The organism is Xylanimonas ulmi, assembly GCF_004216535.1.
Classification (GTDB): Bacteria; Actinomycetota; Actinomycetes; order Actinomycetales; family Cellulomonadaceae; genus Xylanimonas; species Xylanimonas ulmi.
Window position 1 is genome coordinate 427158 of record NZ_SGWX01000001.1, and the last position, 17310, is coordinate 444467.

Annotated in this window: 11 protein-coding genes; 5 read left to right on the forward strand and 6 right to left on the reverse strand. The window is 75.0% G+C overall.

Annotated elements, in window-relative coordinates; all coding sequences use genetic code 11:
- Positions 1-2: 2 nt before the first annotated feature.
- The 5 genes from EV386_RS01885 to glgX all read right to left on the reverse strand — a co-directional run bounded on the left by EV386_RS01885 (position 3) and on the right by glgX (position 9690).
- Positions 3-1325 carry a phosphotransferase gene (locus EV386_RS01885; protein WP_242607789.1) on the reverse strand — a complete coding sequence of 441 codons (1323 nt, stop codon included), beginning with the start codon at positions 1323-1325 and terminating at the stop codon, positions 3-5.
- Positions 1322-3214 (reverse strand): maltose alpha-D-glucosyltransferase, encoded by a 1893-nt coding sequence (gene treS, locus EV386_RS01890; protein ID WP_242607790.1) that lies wholly within the window; start codon positions 3212-3214, stop codon positions 1322-1324. The genes EV386_RS01885 and treS overlap by 4 nt, the downstream gene beginning before the upstream one ends.
- A complete protein-coding gene (locus EV386_RS01895) occupies positions 3211-5292 on the reverse strand; it encodes an alpha-1,4-glucan--maltose-1-phosphate maltosyltransferase (RefSeq protein WP_130416713.1) in 2082 nt (693 codons plus the stop codon). Before EV386_RS01895 ends, treS begins: the two co-directional genes overlap by 4 nt.
- 343 nt (positions 5293-5635) lie before the next feature.
- Positions 5636-7354, reverse strand: a complete 1719-nt coding sequence (locus EV386_RS01900; RefSeq protein ID WP_130411815.1) for an FAD-binding dehydrogenase — start codon at positions 7352-7354, stop codon at positions 5636-5638.
- A gap of 11 nt (positions 7355-7365) precedes the next feature.
- Positions 7366-9690, reverse strand: coding sequence for a glycogen debranching protein GlgX (gene glgX, locus EV386_RS01905; protein WP_130411817.1), 2325 nt, complete (start codon positions 9688-9690; stop codon positions 7366-7368).
- Between the two features lie 80 nt (positions 9691-9770).
- Between glgX and EV386_RS01910 the strand changes: the two genes are divergently transcribed.
- The 5 genes from EV386_RS01910 to EV386_RS01930 are packed head-to-tail and all read left to right on the forward strand — an operon-like array spanning position 9771 to position 15038.
- Positions 9771-10562, forward strand: coding sequence for an electron transfer flavoprotein subunit beta/FixA family protein (locus EV386_RS01910; protein ID WP_130411819.1), 792 nt, complete (start codon positions 9771-9773; stop codon positions 10560-10562).
- Positions 10563-10574: 12 nt separating this feature from the next.
- Complete coding sequence (locus EV386_RS01915) at positions 10575-11564, forward strand: electron transfer flavoprotein subunit alpha/FixB family protein (protein ID WP_130411821.1); 990 nt, start codon at positions 10575-10577, stop codon at positions 11562-11564.
- 11 nt (positions 11565-11575) lie between these two features.
- Positions 11576-12778 carry a cysteine desulfurase family protein gene (locus EV386_RS01920; RefSeq protein WP_130411823.1) on the forward strand — a complete coding sequence of 401 codons (1203 nt, stop codon included), beginning with the start codon at positions 11576-11578 and terminating at the stop codon, positions 12776-12778.
- 8 nt (positions 12779-12786) lie between these two features.
- Positions 12787-14010, forward strand: a complete 1224-nt coding sequence (gene mnmA, locus EV386_RS01925; RefSeq protein ID WP_130416714.1) for a tRNA 2-thiouridine(34) synthase MnmA — start codon at positions 12787-12789, stop codon at positions 14008-14010.
- Complete coding sequence (locus EV386_RS01930; protein ID WP_130411825.1) at positions 14007-15038, forward strand: uroporphyrinogen decarboxylase/cobalamine-independent methonine synthase family protein; 1032 nt, start codon at positions 14007-14009, stop codon at positions 15036-15038. Before mnmA ends, EV386_RS01930 begins: the two co-directional genes overlap by 4 nt.
- A 62-nt stretch (positions 15039-15100) precedes the next feature.
- On the opposite strand, the gene EV386_RS01935 is transcribed toward EV386_RS01930, so the two are convergent.
- Positions 15101-17308, reverse strand: a complete 2208-nt coding sequence (locus tag EV386_RS01935; protein ID WP_130411827.1) for a prolyl oligopeptidase family serine peptidase — start codon at positions 17306-17308, stop codon at positions 15101-15103.
- Positions 17309-17310 lie beyond the last annotated feature (2 nt).

Sequence of the window (17310 nt, forward strand, 5' to 3'; positions counted from 1 at the left end):
GGTCACGGCCGGCTGAGCCGCTCGACCGCCCCCAACGGAATGTGGACCCAGTGCGGACGCTGCCGGGTCTCGTAGACCACCTCGTACAGCGCCTTGTCGAGCGTCAGGGCGCGCAGCACGATGTCGTCGACGCCCGCCGCGGCACGGACCGCCGCCCGGTACCCGTCCAGGAACGCCCGCTGCGCGCGCGCGGCCCACTCGGGGTCGCTCGCGCCGCCCACCGCGGCGGCGTAGTCGAACGACCGCAGCATGCCGGCGACGTCGCGCAACGGCAGGTCGGGCGCCGTGCGCTCGGCCACCGGACGCTGCGGCTCGCCCTCGAAGTCGAGCACCTGCCAGCCGTCCGCTCCGTACAGGACCTGGCCCAGGTGCAGGTCGCCGTGGATGCGCTGCAGCGGCACGGCGGTCAGGTCGGCGCGCAGGTCGTCCAGCACGCGCGCGATGGCCGCGGCGTGCGGGGCGAGCGCGTCGGGCGCCGCGTCGAGCGCGGCGTCGGCCCGGCGGCGCAGCCCCGCCACGAACGGCTCGGGGTCGAGCAGGGCGGTCGTGGGCAGCGCGTCGCGCAGCGCGGCGTGCAGGCGCGCGACGACGGCGCCCAGCTCGGCCGCGAGCGCGTCGAAGGGCTCGCCCCGCCCGGCGTGGCGGCAGGCGAGCTCGAAGCCGTCGTCGGCGTCGGGGACCAGGGCGGCCAGCACCGCCAGATCGGCCGTCACGGGCGCCGCGTCGGGCGCCGAGTCGGGCAGACGCACCTCGACCGCGCCGAGGAAGCGCGGCGTGCCCGTGAACCCCACGGCCGTCAGCGCCTGCGGCACCGTCACGTCCGGGTGCTCGCCACCGGCCACGGTGCGCAGGATCTTGAGCATGGCGCCGTGCGGGGCGCCGTCGGGCCGCACGGCGGGCAGCACCACCGAGGTGTTCGACTGCTCGCCGGTCAGGGCGCGCCCGCCGGTGACGTCGGGCTCGGCGACGCCCGCGGCGCGCAACAGCGCGGACCAGGCGGCGGGATGGACGCCGCCGTCGTGCACCGCGAGGCCCGCCGCGCCGCCGATGTACCCGGGCTCGGCATGCTCGTCGAGGCCCTGGGGCACGACGACCAGGGGCGCCAGGAGCACCGCGCCCTCCAGACGCAGCAGGGCCAGGACGACGTCGGGCGCGCCATCGACCGTCAGCTCGAGCCACGGCGTCGGGCGGCCCGTCAGCCCGCCGGGGAACCAGCGCCGTCCCGGCGCCCACGCGGCGACGAGGTCGGTGACCTCGGCGGACAGGTGGGACCCGGCCGGGGCCACCCGCACGACCGCGTGCGGGGTCGCGGGCTGCGCGCTCACCGCTCGCTCGCCGCTCCGGTCGAGCGCGCCGGCCGGCCCGGCGCGGTCTTGCCCGCTGCGGGGGCCGCCGCCGTCGCGCTCACCGCGGGCTGTTGGCCCGTCCCCTCCCGCTCGGGCGGCGTCAGGCGCAGCCAGTAGAAGTCGCGCGAGCCCCACGTCATGGTGAGGCGGCCGTCGGCGCCCACAGCGGGGAACCGGGCGCCGCCGAAGATGTCCACCAGGCTCCAGCCCTCGAAGCCGGGCAGCGCGATCGTCGCCGAGCGTGCGGTCGCCGACAGGTTCGCCGCCACGAACAGCATCTCGCCGTCCGCCTCGCCCACCGCGGCGACGTCGGAGCGGGTGAAGGCGAGAATCGCCTCGTCGTCGGCCTCGCGGGCGACGAAGTCCCCGGTCCCGAACGCCGGGTGCGCGCGGCGCACCGCGAGCATGCCGTGCACCCAGTGCAGCAGCGAGGTGGGCTGCGCGAGCTGAGCCTCCACGTTGTGCTGGGCGTAGTGGTACACGAGCGACTGCACCAGCGGCAGGTAGAGCTTGCCGGGGTCCGCGGTCGAGAACCCCGCGTTGCGGTCGGGCGTCCACTGCATGGGCGTGCGCACGGCGTCGCGGTCGGGCAGCCAGATGTTGTCGCCCATGCCGATCTCGTCGCCGTAGTACAGGCAGGGGCTGCCGGGCAGCGACAGCAGCAGGGCGTGCGCGAGCTCGATCTCCTTGCGCGAGTTGTCGAGCAGCGGCGCCAGCCGACGACGGATGCCCACGTTGGCGCGCATGCGCGGGTCGGTCGCGTACCACCCGTACATCGACGCGCGCTCCTCGGTCGAGACCATCTCGAGCGTCAGCTCGTCGTGGTTGCGCAGGAACGTCGACCATTGCCCACCCCGGGCGGGGATCGCGGGCGTGTCGGCCATGATGTCGAGGATCTGGCGCGCTCGCTGGTCGCGCAGCGCGTAGTAGATGCGCGGCATGACCGGGAAGTGGAAGCACATGTGGCACTCGGGCTCGTCGTCGGTGCCGAAGTACTCCACGACGTCCTGAGGCCACTGGTTGGCCTCGGCCAGGATGATGCGGCCCGGGAACTCGGTGTCGATCATGCGGCGCACCCGGCGCAGGAACGCGTGCGTCTCGGGCAGGTTCTCGCAGTTGGTGCCCTCGGCCTCGAACAGGTACGGCACCGCGTCCAGGCGGAACCCGTCGACGCCGATCTGCAGCCAGAACCGCGCGACGTCGAGCATGGCCTCCGCCACGCGCGGGTTCTCGAAGTTGAGGTCGGGCTGGTGCCCGAAGAACCGGTGCCAGAAGTACTGCCGGCGCACCGGGTCGAACGTCCAGTTCGACGTCTCGGTGTCGACGAAGATGATGCGCGCGTCCTGGTAGCGCGTGTTGTCGTCGCTCCACACGTAGAAGTCGCCGTAGGGCCCCTCGGGGTCGGAGCGCGAGGCCTGGAACCACGGGTGCTGATCGCTCGTGTGGTTCATGACGAGGTCGACGACGACGCGGATGCCGCGCGCGTGCGCCTGTTCGATGAGCTCGGTGAAGTCCGAGGTGGTGCCGAACTGCGGGGCGATCGCCGTGTAGTCCGACACGTCGTACCCGCCGTCGCGCAGCGGCGAGGGGTAGAACGGCGGCAGCCACAGACAGTCGACGCCGAGCCACTGCAGGTAGTCCAGGCGCGCGATGATGCCGCGCAGGTCCCCCGTCGCGTCGCCGTCGGAGTCGGAGAACGCGCGGACGATGACCTCGTAGAACACCGCCTTGCGGTACCAGTCGGGGTCCTCGACCAGTCCGGGGCGCTCCAGCGGCGGCGGCTCGGGCTGGCGGCGCGGGGGCAGGGCCTGGATCGGCAGTGGCGCGGTCAGCGGGCGAGGGACGTCCCCGGCGGACGTCGCGCTCATCCGAGCCTCACCTGGAGCACGTGCGCGACCTGACGGCGCGGGTCGAGGCGCACGAACGGGTGCGCGCCCCACGGATAGGACTCGCCCGTGAGCAGGTCGTGCGCCTCGAAGAACGGCGCATGGGGATCGGCGCCAGGCGGCGGCACGAGCCCGAGCGCGTCGAGGTCGAGGTGGATGGTCGACTCCTGGGCGCCCCACGGGTCGAGGTTGAGGACGACCAGGATGACGTCGTCGGTGTGGCCGGGCTCCTGCGAGCCGTCCTGGCCGCTGGCCAGCGGCAGGTGCTCGGCGCGCACGCGGCGCGAGTACACCAGCACCTGGCCGTTGTCGGCGCCGTGCACGCTCAGGTTGCGCAGCTGCTGCAGCGCGGGGTGCTCACGGCGCACCTGGTTGAGCCGGCCGAGCAGCAGCGAGATGCCGATGCCCTCCGCGCTCTCCCACGCGCGCGGCTTGAACTCGTACTTCTCGTTGTCGACCTGTTCCTCGACGCCCGGACGCGGCACGTTCTCCACGAGCTCGTAACCCGTGTAGATCCCCCAGGTCGGGCTGCCCGTGGCGGCCAGCACGGCGCGCACCGCGAAGCCCGCGACCCCGCCGTGCTGCAGATACGGCGGCAGGATGTCGTGCGTCGTCGGCCAGAACGACGGGCGCATGACCGAGCCCTGTGGCCCCGAGACCTCGCGCAGGTAGTCGAGGATCTCGTCCTTGTGGTTGCGCCAGGTGAAGTACGTGTACGACTGGTGGAACCCGATGCGCGCGAGCGTGGCCATCATCGCGGGCTTGGTGAACGCCTCCGAGAGGAACAGCACCTCGGGGTGGCGGGCGTGCACCTGGGCCAGCAGCCACTCCCAGAAGTCGAGCGGTTTGGTGTGGGGGTTGTCGACGCGGAACAGCGTGACGCCGCGCTCGATCCACACCTCGACCACGCGCAGGATCTCCTCGCGCAGCCCGACCGGGTCGTTGTCGAAGTACAGGGGGTAGATGTCCTGATACTTCTTGGGCGGGTTCTCGGCGTAGGCGATGGTGCCGTCGGCGCGCGTCTTGAACCACTCGGGGTGCGCGGTGACCCACGGGTGGTCGGGCGAGCACTGCAGGGCCAGGTCGAGCGCGACCTCCAGCCCGTGGTCGCCCGCGGCGGCGACGAACGCGCGGAAGTCGTCCTCCGTGCCCAGGTCGGGGTGGATCGCGTCGTGCCCGCCCTCGGCCGCGCCGATCGCGTACGGGCTGCCCGGGTCGCCCGGCTGGGCGTGGAGCGAGTTGTTGCGGCCCTTGCGAAACTGTGTGCCGATGGGGCTGACGGGCGTGAGGTAGACGACGTCGAAGCCCATGCCGGCGATGGCCGGCAGGCGCCGGGCCGCCGTCGCGAACGTGCCCGACGTCCACGTGCCGTCCTCGCCGCGCACCGCGCCCTCGGAGCGCGGGAAGATCTCGTACCACGAGCCGAACAGCGCCCGACGGCGGTGCACCCGCAGCGGGTAGGTGGCGCTGGGGGAGACCAGGTCGCGCAGCGGCGAGCGTGTCAGGGCGTCCTTGACGGCCTGCGTCGTGGCGATCGCCAACCGCGCCTCGGGCAGCCGGCTCTCGTCGCCCAGGACGTTCGCGGCCTGCGCGAGCGTCTCAGCGTCCTGCGGGCTGCGCGCCGCCTGCGCCTCGGAGGCGGTGATGCGCTCGAACAGCAGCACCCCCTCGGCGAGCATGAGCTCCTGGTCGATTCCCGCCTCGAACTTGACCGTCGCGTCGTGCGCCCACGTCGCGTACGGGTCACCCCACGCCTCGACGCGGAACGACCAGTCGCCCTCGGCGTCGGGCTGCACGAAGCCCTGGAAGCGGTCGAGCCCGGGGGCGATGTCGCGCATGGGCGCGGTCTGGCGGACCGCGCCGTCGGGGCCGAGGAGCACGGCCGTGGCGTTGACGGCGTCGTGCCCCTCACGGAACACGGTCGCCTCGACGGGCACGACCTCCCCGACGCTGGCCTTGGCGGGCCAGCGCCCCCCCTCGACCACCGGGGAGACCTCGACCACGGGGACGCGGCCGATGGGGGCGTGCGGGGCCGGGACCGGCGCGGGCGCGGGAACCACGACCGGCACATGGTGCGAGGTGGGCTCAGGCACGGCGGCGACCGACGCCGAGGCGCCGCCGACGCGGGACCCGGCGCCCGCCGCGACGGCCCTCTTCGCCGGGGCAGCGGCCTTGCGGCGGGCCGCGGGCTTCGCCGGGGCCGACGTCTCGGACGACGCGGGGGGCTGAGCCGGGGCCGGGGTGCTTCGCTTGCTCGCGCGTGTGGTCACGCGGACCACGCTAACCAGGCGCGTATGCCCCCGCGCGCGCTGGACACGCCGCCGCACCGTGTCTCGACGCGTGTTCCACCCGCGACATGCCCCGGCGGGCCCGCGGCCGACGTCATGCGACGGCGCCGCGACGTCACAGCGACGCCGCGAGCGCCCGCCCGGTCACCCGGCCGGTGTGCAGGCACCCGCCCAGGAACGTGCCCTCCAGCGCGCGGCGCCCGTGCGCCCCGCCGCCGCCGAACCCGGCGGCCTCGCCCACGGCCCACAGCCCGTCGAGCGGCGAGCCGTCGGCGCGCAGCGCCCTGCCGGCCGGGTCGCACCACAGCCCGCCGAGCGTCTTGCGCGTCAGCACCGACAGCCGCACCGCGAGCAGCGGGCCGTCCTTCGGGTCGGTCAGCGCGCGCGGCGTCGCGACGCGCATGCGCCGGTCGACCCAGAACCGCCGGGCGGCGGCGGTCGCGGTCACCTGCGGGTCCTTGCCGAGCCCCGAGACGACCTGCGCGTCACGCAGCGCGACCATGCGCGCGAGCTCGTCGGCGTCGACGGCGCCCGCCGACCCGGGCGTCGCGGCCGTGAGCGCGTTCATGCGCTGGGCGAGCTGCGCCGTCGTCGCCGCCCACAGGAACTCGGGCGACTCGCGCGCGAACCGCGCCACGGGTCCCACCGCGCCGGGCAGCACCCGCCTGCTCAGCAGGCGCACGTCCTTGCCCGTCAGGTCGGGGTTCTGCTCCGATCCGGACAGTGCGAACTCGGTCTCGAGGATGGCCTTGTTGAGCACGAACCAGGAGTGGTCGTGCCCGCGCCGCGTCAGGTGCGTCAGCGCGCCGAGCGCGTCGAACCCGGGGAACAGCGGCGCGGGCAGGCGCCGCCCGTCGGCGTCGAGCCACAGCGCGGACGGCCCGGCCAGGATGCGGATGCCGTGCCGCGTCCACACGGGTGAGTGGTCGGCGACGCCCTCGGGGTAGTGCCACATGCGGTCCTCGTGCACGAGCCTGGCCCCGGCGTCGGCGGCGACGGTGAGCATGAGCCCGTCGGTCGAGTCGGGCACACCCTGCAGCATGCGGGCGGGCAGCGTGCCCGCGTCGGGGGTCCAGCGCGCCCGCGCGACGTCGTGGTTCGCGCCGATGCCGCCCGAGGCGACCACGACGGCGCCTGCGGCGATCTCGACCTCGCCGACGACCTCGCGCGACGACGGCGCCGCCCGCCCGCGGTGGGGCAGCGTGGCGCGCGAGGCGGCGTCGTCGACCAGGACCTGCGCGCGCACCCCGCTCACGCGTCCGTCGGTGACCACGAGTGAGGTGACACGTCGCCGGAACAGGATCGTCAGCCGCCCGGCGTCGCGGTGGGCCTTGGCGCGTGCGACGAACGGCGCGAGGATCGCCGGACCGGTGCCCCAGGTGACGTGGAAGCGGGGCACGGAGTTGCCGTGCGCGCCGTCGGGGCCCAGGGCGTGCCCGCCGCGCTCGGCCCACTGGAGCAACGGGAACCAGCGCACGCCCAGGCCGCGCAGCCATGAGCGCATGCCCCCGGCGGCGAACTCGACGTAGCGCTCGGCCCACGCGTACCCGTGCCGGTCAGGCCCCTGCCCGCGCTCGGCTCCACGCTCGAAGGCCGCCGAGCCGCGCCAGTCGTCCCAGGCGAGCTCGGCGCTGTCGCGCACGCCCAGGCGGCGCTGCTCGGGGGTGTCGATCAGGAACAGTCCGCCGAACGACCACCAGGCCTGCCCGCCGAGCGAGTCGGGGTGCTCCTGGTCGAGCACGATGACGCGTCGGCCGGCGTCGGCGAGCTCGGTGGCGGTGACCAGGCCGGCCAGGCCGGCTCCGATGACGACGACGTCGGCGTCTGGGCTCATGACCCCGCAGGCTACTCCCGCGTGGCCTGCCCGCCTCGTCGTCCCACGAACAGCTGGACGCTCAACGCCTCGAGCGTCGACGTGCCCTCGTCAGGGTCGTCGCCGGACGCCTGGGCCGGGTTGTCCCACGTCGAGCTCCACACCCGCTCCCACGGCTCGGCGCCGGGCAGGACGGGCGGCAGCACGACGTCGAGGTCGTCGAGGTGGCCGTTGAGCACCAGCAGCACGTCGCAGTCGGCCGGGCCGGGCCCGGGGCGCAGCATCTGCACGGCGCGCCGACCGGCCTCGTTCCAGGCCGTGTGGTCCATCGGGGCGCCCGCCTCGGTGAACCACAACAGGTCGGCGAACGCCTCACCGGGGCGCGGACTGCCCAAGAAGAACGAGTCGGCGCGCAGCGCCGGGTGCTCGCGGCGCAGGGCGAGCAGCAACTTGGTGGTCTCCAGCAGGTCGCGCCCGGCGTCGTCGAGGTCCCAGGCGACCCACGACACCTCGGTGTCCAGCGCGTAGGCGTTGTTGTTGCCGTCCTGGCTACGCCCGAACTCGTCGCCCGCCGTGATCATGGGCGTGCCCGCCGACAGCAGCAGCATCGCCAGCAGGTTGCGCTGTGAGCGCCGCCGCAGCGGCACGACGGCGGACCATGGCTCGGTGGTCGCGTCGGCCCCGTCGTCGGCGTGGCCCTCGACGCCGTGGTTCCACGACAGGTTGTTCGACGTCCCGTCGTGGTTGTCCTCGCCGTTGGCCCAGTTGTGCTTGTGGTCGAACGCGACCAGGTCGGCGAGCGTGAAGCCGTCGTGCGCGGTGACGAAGTTGACCGACGCGACGGGCCCGCGCGCCAGCGGCGGGTCGGAGCGGCCGAACAGGTCGGCCGACCCGGCCAGGCGCGTGGTCAGCTCGCGGATGCCGTCCATCGGACGCCCGTGCGAGCCGTCGCGCGCCGAGGACAGCCAGAACCCGCGGATCGCGTCGCGGAACCTGTCGTTCCACTCGGCCATGGGCGGCGGGAACGAGCCGGTCTGCCAACCGCCGGGGCCCACATCCCACGGCTCGGCGACGAGCTTGAGGTTGTTCAGGACGGGGTCGGTCTGCAGGCCCACGAGGAACGGGTGGTCGGGGGCGTACCCGTACAGCCCGCGCCCCAGCGTGACGGCCAGGTCGAAGCGGAAGCCGTCGACACCCACGACCTCGGCCCAGTACCGCAGCGAGTCGAGCGCGAGCTGCACCACGCGCACGCGCCGGAAGTCGAGCGTGTTGCCGGTGCCTGTGGCGTCGGCGAGCGCGGCCGGCGTGTTGCCGTCGTGCAGGTAGTAGACCGGGTTGTCCAGGCCGCGCCAGGACACGTGGAGCTGGTCGTCGCCGCCCTCGCAGGTGTGGTTGTAGACGACGTCGAGCAGCACCTCGATGCCCGCCTCGTGCAGCACGCGCACCATCGCGCGCACCTCGTCGAGCACCGCGGCCGGCCCGGCCTCCTGGGCGGCGCGCGTCGCGTAGCGCGGCTCGGGCGCGAAGAAGCCGAGGGTCGAGTAGCCCCAGTAGTTGGTCAGCCCGTGCGCCACGAGCCGCGGCTCGGACGCCGAGGCGTGGATGGGCAGCAGTTCGAGCGTCGTGATCCCGAGGTCCTTGAGGTGCGCGATCGTGGCGGGGTGCGCCATGCCCGCGTACGTCCCGCGCACCTCGGGGGGCAGCGCCGGGTTGAGCAGCGTGAGGCCGCGCACGTGCGCCTCGTAGATCACCGTGTCGGCCCACGGCACGCGGGGGCGGGTCAGCGGCGGCGGGGGCGGCGTCGGCGGCATGACGACACCGTGGGGCACGAACGGCAGGGAGTCGGTCGGGTCGGCGGCGCCGTAGCGCTCGGCCATCCACCAGCGCGAGTCGGGGGTGCCCGCCTCGCCCGAGCGCGGTGTGCCCACCGCGCCGAGGGTCTGCGGTCCGTAGGACAAGGTCCCGACCAAGCCGCGCGCGTAGGGGTCCAGCAGCAGCTTGGCCGGGTTGTGGCGCAGCCCGGCGCGCGGGTCCCACACGCCGTACACGCGGAACCCGTACCGCTGCCCGGGCCGCACGCCCGGCACGTGCGTGTGCCACACGCCGTAGGTCGGGCCCCGCAGCGGCACGCGCCGCTCGGCATAGCGCTCCGGGTCGCGCTCGGGCAGCTCGGGCCGCACGACGTCGATGAGGCAGAAGTCGACCGCCGCGGCGTGGGAGGCGACGACCGCGACATCGACCCCGCCCGGCGTCGCCGTGACACCGAGGGGCGGCACGTGCGAGCGCCGCGCCGTCGGGCGCGTCAGGGGGCGAACGACGGGGCGGGGTGCGGGCAGCTCTCCGTCTCGGGCGTCCATGCGCTCATGCTCGCTTACCGGGCGAGACCCTGCTACCTCCTGGCGCGTCCTGGCGCCGACGCCGGGTAGTCTCGGTGCTCGTGCGCATCGTCGTCCTGCTCAAATACGTCCCGGACATCACCAGCGACCGCCGGTTCGCCGACGGGCGCGTGGTCCGCGACCCGGGCGAGGGGTCGCTCAACGAGCTCGACGAGAACGCGGTCGAGGCCGCGCTGCGCCTGGTCGAGGCGCAGCCCGACGGCGGTGAGGTCGTCGCGGTCACCCTCGCCCCGCCGACCGCGGACATCGCGCTGCGCAAGGCCTTCCAGCTCGGCGTGCACCGCGGGGTCCGGGTGTCGGACGACGCCCTGGCCGGCTCCGACTACTTCGGCACGACGGCGGCGCTCGCGGCCGCGGTGCGCCGACTGGGCGACCAGGCCCCGGTCGACCTGGTGATCACGGGCATGGCCGCCCTCGACGGCCTCGGGTCCGTGGTGCCGGCGCTGCTGGCCGAGGAGCTCGGCTGGCCCCAGCTCACGCTCGCCACCTCGGTGTCCCTCGACGGCTCGACCCTGACGATCACGCGCGAGAGCGACGACGTCGCGCAGACGCTCGCGGCGCCCCTGCCGGTCGTGCTGTCGGTCACCGACTCGGCCAACAGCCCGCGCTACCCGAACTTCAAGCTCATCATGGCCGCGCGCACCAAGCCCATCGAGGAGTGGACCGCCGCCGACCTTGAGCTGGACCCGGCCGAGGTGGGCGCCGCCGGCGCCCGCACCACGACGGTCGAGGCCACCGCGCGTCCCCCGCGACCTGAGGTCGAGCTGGTCGTCGACAAGGGCGAGGGCGGCAAGGCCCTGGCCGAGTTCCTCATCCGCAACGACCTCGTCTGACGAGAGGCCCCGATGACCCGCCCCACCGTCCTCGTCCTGCTCGACAGCCCGCAGGGCGCGCTCGACGACGTGCGCCAGCCGGTGCTCGAACTGCTCACGCTCGGCCGCGAGCTCGGCCGCGTCGACGTCGTCACGCTCGCCGCGCCGAGCGTGCAGGTGCTGGCCACGCTGGGCGCCTACGGCGTCCAGGCCGTGCACCAGGCCGCGCTGCCGACGACGCTGCCGGCGAGCGCGCACCATGTGACCAGCGTGCTCGCGTCGGTCCTGACCACCGCGGTGCGCCGCACCGACGCCGATGTGCTGCTGGTTCCGTCGTCGTTCGCGGGCAAGGAGGCCGCCGCCGTCGCCGCCGCGCGGCTCGGCGCGGGCCTGGTGACCGACGCGTCGGGCGCCGCGTGGAGCCAGGACGGCCGGCTGCTCGCCGTCAAGCGCGTGTTCGCCGGGACCTGGGACACCACCAGCGCCGTCGCGACCGACCCCGCCGTGGTGACGGTGCGCGCGAACGCCGTGAGCGCCGCGCCCGCGCCCACGCCCACCCACCCCGAGGTCGAGGCGCTTCCGATCGAGGTCGCGGCGCCGGCCACGACCGTCGTCGCGCGCGAGGTCAAGGCGCGCGCCTCGGGACGTCCCGCGCTCGAGGAGGCCGCCGTCGTCGTCGCGGGTGGGCGCGGCACGGGCGGCGACTTCGGGCCTGTCGAGGACCTGGCCGACGCGCTCGGCGCGGCCGTCGGCGCCACGCGCGACGCCGCGTTCGAGGGCTGGTTCGACTCCTACATCGGGCAGACGGGCGTCACCGTCGCGCCGCGCCTGTACATCGGCGCGGGCGTGTCCGGCGCCCCGCACCACCGCGGCGGCATGCAGGCCTCGCAGGTGGTCGTGGCCGTCAACAACGACCCCGAGGCGCCCATCTTCGAGATCAGCGACTTCGCCGTCGTGGGTGATCTCGCCGACGTGCTGCCGCAAGCGGCCGCCGTGATCCGGGAGCACAAGGCGCGCTCGTAGACTGGGGCACCGTGACACCCGGCGCCTACCTCGACCACGCGGCCACGACACCCATGTCGTCGGACGCGCTCGCGGCGTTCGTCGCCGAGGCCCAGCGGCCGGGCAACGCGTCGAGCCTGCACGCCGCGGGCCGCGGCGCCCGGCGCGTCGTCGAGGAGTCGCGCGAGTCGATCGCATGCGCCGTCGGCGCCCGCCCGTCCGAGGTGCTGTTCACCTCGGGGGGCACCGAGGCCGACAACCTCGCGATCAAGGGATTGTTCTGGGGTCGCCGGGCGCAGGACACGCGCCGCACGCGCGTGCTGGTCTCCGCCGTCGAGCACCATGCGGTGCTCGACCCCGCGTTCTGGCTCGCGGGGCACGCGGGCGCGGAGATCGTGCTGCTGCCCGTCGACCGGGTCGGGCGCGTGGACCTCGACGCGCTGCGCGCCGATCTGGCCGCGCACGCGGCGCAGACCGCGCTGGTCAGCGTCATGTGGGCCAACAACGAGGTCGGCGCCCTCCAGCCCGTGCGCGAGGTCGTGCGCATCGCGCACCAGTACGGCGTGCCCGTGCACACCGACGCCGTGCAGGCCGTGGGCCAGGTCGAGGTCGACTTCGCGGCGTCGGGCGTCGACGCGCTCACGCTCACGGGCCACAAGCTCGGCGGGCCGATCGGGGTCGGCGCGCTGCTGGCCCGCCGCGACCTGCCGCTCGAGGCCGTCCAGCACGGCGGCGGGCAGGAGCGCGGCGTGCGCTCGGGCACGCTCGACGTGCCCGCGATCCGGGCGTTCGCCGTCGCGGTCGAGCAGGCCGTGGGGGAGCGCGAGGCGCGCGCCGCGCACCTGACCGCGCTGCGCGACGCCCTCGTGGCGGGTGTGCGCGAGGCCGCGCCCGACGCCGTCCTGCGCGGGCCCAACCCGGCCGAGGACCCGGCCAGCCGCCTGCCCGGCAACGCCCACTTCACGTTCCCCGGCGCCGAGGGCGACTCGCTGCTCTACCTGCTCGACTCGGCGGGCGTGCAGGCCTCGACCGGATCGGCGTGCCAGGCGGGCGTGCCGCAGCCCTCGCACGTGCTGATCGCCATGGGTGTGCCCGAGGCCGAGGCGCGCGGCGCGCTGCGCTTCTCGCTCGGCGCCACCTCGACGCCCGACGACGTGGCGGCGCTGCTCGCCGCGCTGCCCGCCGTCGTCGCCCGCGCGCAGGCCGCCGGGCTCGTGAGCGGGGGCAGAGCGTGAGCGGCCGCCTGCGCGTGCTCGCCGCCATGTCGGGGGGCGTGGACTCGGCCGTCGCGGCGGCGCTCGCGGTCGAGGCGGGGCACGAGGTCGTCGGCGTGCACATGGCGCTGAGCCGCAACCGTGACCAGTTCCGCACGGGCTCGCGTGGGTGCTGCTCGATCGAGGACGCCTCGGACGCGCGGCGGGCCGCCGATGTGCTGGGCATCCCGTACTACGTGTGGGACCTGTCCGAGCGCTTTGAGGACACGGTCGTGGCGGACTTCCTCGCCGAGTACGAGGCGGGCCGCACCCCCAACCCGTGCGTGCGCTGCAACGAGCACATCAAGTTCGAGACGCTGCTCGACAAGGCCACCGCGCTGGGCTTCGACGCCGTCGCCACGGGCCACTACGCGCGCGTCGTCGAGGGGCCCGAGGGGCGTGAGCTGCACCGCTCGCCCAACGCCGACAAGGACCAGTCGTACGTGCTGGCGGTCATGGGCCCCGAGCGCCTGCGCCGTGCGATGTTCCCGCTGGGGGAGTTCGCCTCGAAGGCGCAGGTGCGCGCCGCGGCGGCCGAGCGCGGGCTCGCCGTGAGCGCCAAGCCCGACTCCTACGACATCTGCTTCGTCGCCGACGGCGACACCCGCGGGTTCCTGCGCGAGCGGCTCGGGTCGCGTCCGGGCGAGGTGCTCGACGTCGAGGGCAACGTCGTCGGTGAGCACGACGGCGCCTACGCCTACACCGTGGGGCAGCGGCGCGGCCTGGCGCTGGGCCGCCCGGCGCCCGACGGCCGCGCCCGGTACGTGCTCGACGTGCGCACCGACACCAACACCGTCGTCGTGGGCCCGTCCGAGCTGCTCACGGTCGACACCATCACCGCCGACCGCGCCGTGTGGTTCGCGCCCCCACCCCGCGCCGACCAGCCGACCGCCGACCAGCCCGCCGCCGCTGCGCAGGCGCCGTCGAGCGCATGGGACGACGTCGAGGTCCAGGTCCGCGCACACGGCGCCCCGGTCCGCGCCCGCGCCGTCGCCCACCGGGACGACACCCTCACGGTCCACCTGGACACCCCGCTGCGCGGCGTCGCCCCCGGCCAGTCCCTCGTCATCTACCGCCAAACCCAAGTCCTCGCCCAAGCCACGGTCCACTCCACCTCGCGAGATACCGCTTCTCGGGCGAGATACCGTTCCTCGGCGCCGATTTCGACCCCAGATAACCGGATTCCGGTATCTCGCGGGGAGGTGTGGGGGTGACGGGGGTCAGTGGGCATGGGGCGTGGCCTGGGCGGGAGGGTGACGAGCTGGAGGGGCAGCGCGTCGTCTTCGGGGATCTTGGGGAGCTGCCGACCGGGGTGGACGCGCTGCCGTTCCTGACCCAGCTCGTCGAGCGCGGGCCCGGCGCCGACGCCGTCGGGCGCACCGCCGCGCTGCTGCGCGAGATGCCCGCCGAGCTCGGACCGCACGGATGGCGGCTCACCGACCACCCGGGCATGGACCGCCGCCGCGCCGACGCCTTCTGGCGCGAGGACCTGGGCGCGCTCGCGATCGCCGCGCTCGGCCACACCGGGCCCCTCGCGGTCGAGGTCCTGGGGCCGTGGACGCTCGCCGCGACGCTCTGGTCAGCGCGCGGTGACCGCGTGCTGGCTGACGCCGGCGCCCGCCGCGACCTGTCGCTCGCGCTCGCCGAGGGCGTGCGCGACCACCTCGCCGCGGTCCGTGAGCAGGTCCCCGGCCTCGGCGACGTCGTCGTGCAGCTCGCCGAGCCACAGCTCGGCGCCGTGCACGCCGGGGTGCTGCCGACCTTCTCCGGCTACGGACGACTGCGCCCCGTGCCCGGCCCCGACCTCGTCGAGGGCCTACGCCCCGTCATCGAGGCCGCCCACGACGCCGGCGCGCGCGTCGTCGTCCACCTGGGCGAGACGTGGTCGGGCCTGCCGCCCGTGGCGCTCGCGGGCGCCGACGCCGTCGGGCTCGACGTCGGCGCGATCGGCTGGAACGAGCGCGCCTGGGAGCTGGTGGCGCGAGCGAGCGAGCGTGGCGTGGGCCTGTGGGCGGGCCTGCCGCCCGCGCAGGTCTCGCAGTGCGCGGGGCCCGCGCTCGGCGAGCTCGTGCGCCTGGTCGCCGACCCGTGGCGACGCGTCGGCCTGCCGGCGCTGGGCTTGGACGGCGTGACGCTGCTCGCGGCGCCGCGCCGCGAGCTCGCCGGGATGGACGCGCACCGCGCCCAGCTCGCGAACCTGGGGCGGGTGGCCGAGGCGCTCGCGGAGCGCGCCGCGGCCTGAGGGCGCGAGGCGGCCCCGTGTGTGAGGCGCCCCGGCGTCACCGCGCCTGGGCTCGGCCGCGCTCAGCCGCGCTCGGCGTCGAGACCCAGCCGCCGCGCCAGGAACTGCCACGCCAGCGCCGACATGTGCGCGGACTGCGCGTTGGTCGCCGCGCCCCCGTGCCCGCCCTCGACGTTCTCGTAGTAGGTGACGTCGGCGCCGATCGACTCGAGCAGCGCCGCCGTCTTGCGCGCGTGCCCGGGGTGGACGCGGTCGTCGCGCGTGGAGGTCAGCAGCAGCACGGGCGGGTAGGAGCGCCCCGCCGCGATGCGGTGGTACGGCGAGTACTCGCGCAGTCGCTCCCATTGCGCGGGGTCGTCGGGATCGCCGTACTCGGCCATCCATGACGCGCCCGCCAGCAAGTGGGAGTAGCGCCGCATGTCGAGCAGCGGCACCTGGATGACGAGCGCCCCGAACAGGTCGGGGTAGCGCGTGAGCATGTTGCCGACCAGCAGTCCGCCGTTCGACCCGCCCTGGGCTCCCAGGTGCGCGGGCGTGGTGATCCCGCGCTGCACGAGGTCGCGCGCGACGGCGGCGAAGTCCTCGTACGCCTTGTGCCGCAGTGGCCCGAGCGCCGCCTGATGCCAGGCGGGCCCGTACTCGCCGCCCCCGCGGATGTTCGCGACGGCGTAGACGCCGCCGCGCTCCAGCCATGCGCGCCCGAGCCCGCCCGAGTACGACGGCGTCAGGGAGACCTCGAAGCCGCCGTACCCGTACAGCAGGGTGGGCGTCGCCGACGGCGCCTGCCGCCACGTGCGGCGCAGCACGTCCTCGCGCCCGACGACGAAGTAGGGCACCCGGGTGCCGTCGTCGGACGTCGCGAAGTGCTGCTCGGCGACGAGCCCGGCGGCGTCGAAGAACGCGGGCGCCGCCCTGAGCGGGTCGAGCTCCGCGTCCGGGTCCCCGACGCTCGCCAGCGAGAGCGTCGTGGGAGTGAGGTAGCCCGTGGCGAGCACCCACACGTCGTCGCTGTCGACGGGGTCGACGGCGCGCACGCCGACGGTCGCGACGGGGTCGGTCGCGGGAAAGGCCGAGCGTGTCCACCCGCCAGCGCCCGCCCCCGGCCCGAGTGGAGGGGGAGTCAGGACGCGCAGCCGGCTCTTGACGTCGTCGAGCACGTTGAGCACCAGGTGGTGGCGGGTCCAGGTGGCGCCGGCGAGCGACGTCGTCGGCGTGGGCTCGAACAGCACGGTCAGGTCGCGCGATCCCGCGAGGAAGGCGTCGGCCGGCGCGGCGAGCAGGGAGCCCGCCCGGTAGGTCGCGCCGCCGACGGCCCAGTCGTCGCGCAGGTCGACCAGCAGCCACTCGCGGTGGAAGCCGACGGATGCGGACTCGGGGACGTCGAGGCGGGTCAGCGTCTGCTCGGCTGTGCCGAGGCCGGAGACGAGGAAGGTCTCGGAGCGGTAGAACGCGATGGACCGCTGCACGATGTCGCGCTCGAATCCGGGGGTGCGCGAGCGGCGCCCGGAGATGTACAGGTCGTCCTCGCGGCCCTCGTAGACGAGCGCGGCCTGCTCGACGGGGGTTCCGCGGCGCCACAGCCGCACCGTGCGGGGGTATCCCGACGACGTCGTCGTGCCGGGTCCCAGGTCGGTGAAGACATAGACCGTGTCCTCGTCGGCCCAGGCGAGCCCGCCCTTGGCGCCGCCTGTGGCCGAATCGTCCGGCCTGGTGGCGCGCTCGAACCCCTCGGGCGCGGGCACGAACCGCTTGTCGACGAGGTCGAACTCGCGCGTGACGTCGGCGTCGGATCCGGCGACCGACAGGTCGACGAGCGCGCGGCGCCACGGTTGGCCCGCGGCGACCTGCTCCGGGGTGGGGCGCAGCACCGACGCGCCGTGCCAGACCCAGCCCACGCCCTCCTCGCGCGCGAGCGCGTCGAGGTCGAGCACCGTCTCCCACTCGGGGTCGGGGGTGCGGTAGGACTCGGGCGTGGTGCGCCGCCATAGGCCGCGCTCGTGGGCGCCGTCGCGCCAGAGGTTGTAGAGCAGCCCGCCGATCAGGGAGACGTCGGGGATGCGCTCGTCGGAGTCGAGCACCTCCAGGACGGCGGCGCGCGTCGACTCGAAGGCCGGCCCCGAACTGAGCGTCCGTCGCGTGCGGGCGTTGCGCTCGCGCACCCAGGCGAGCGCCGCCGGGCCCTCGACGTCCTCGAGCCAGGCGAAGGGGTCGGCGGCGCCCGGGTCGAGCGGTGTGCCCGGAGCCGGGTCGTGGTCTGCGGCGATGCCCATGG

Bases quoted from the DNA above. Each gene is read 5' to 3' on its own strand.
- treS (WP_242607790.1), bottom strand. From the start codon at position 3,214: ATGAGCGCGACGTCCGCCGGGGACGTCCCTCGCCCGCTGACCGCGCCA.
- EV386_RS01915 (WP_130411821.1), top strand. From the start codon at position 10,575: ATGACCCGCCCCACCGTCCTCGTCCTGCTCGACAGCCCGCAGGGCGCG.
- EV386_RS01935 (WP_130411827.1), bottom strand. From the start codon at position 17,308: ATGGGCATCGCCGCAGACCACGACCCGGCTCCGGGCACACCGCTCGAC.
- glgX (WP_130411817.1), bottom strand. From the start codon at position 9,690: ATGGACGCCCGAGACGGAGAGCTGCCCGCACCCCGCCCCGTCGTTCGC.
- EV386_RS01900 (WP_130411815.1), bottom strand. From the start codon at position 7,354: ATGAGCCCAGACGCCGACGTCGTCGTCATCGGAGCCGGCCTGGCCGGC.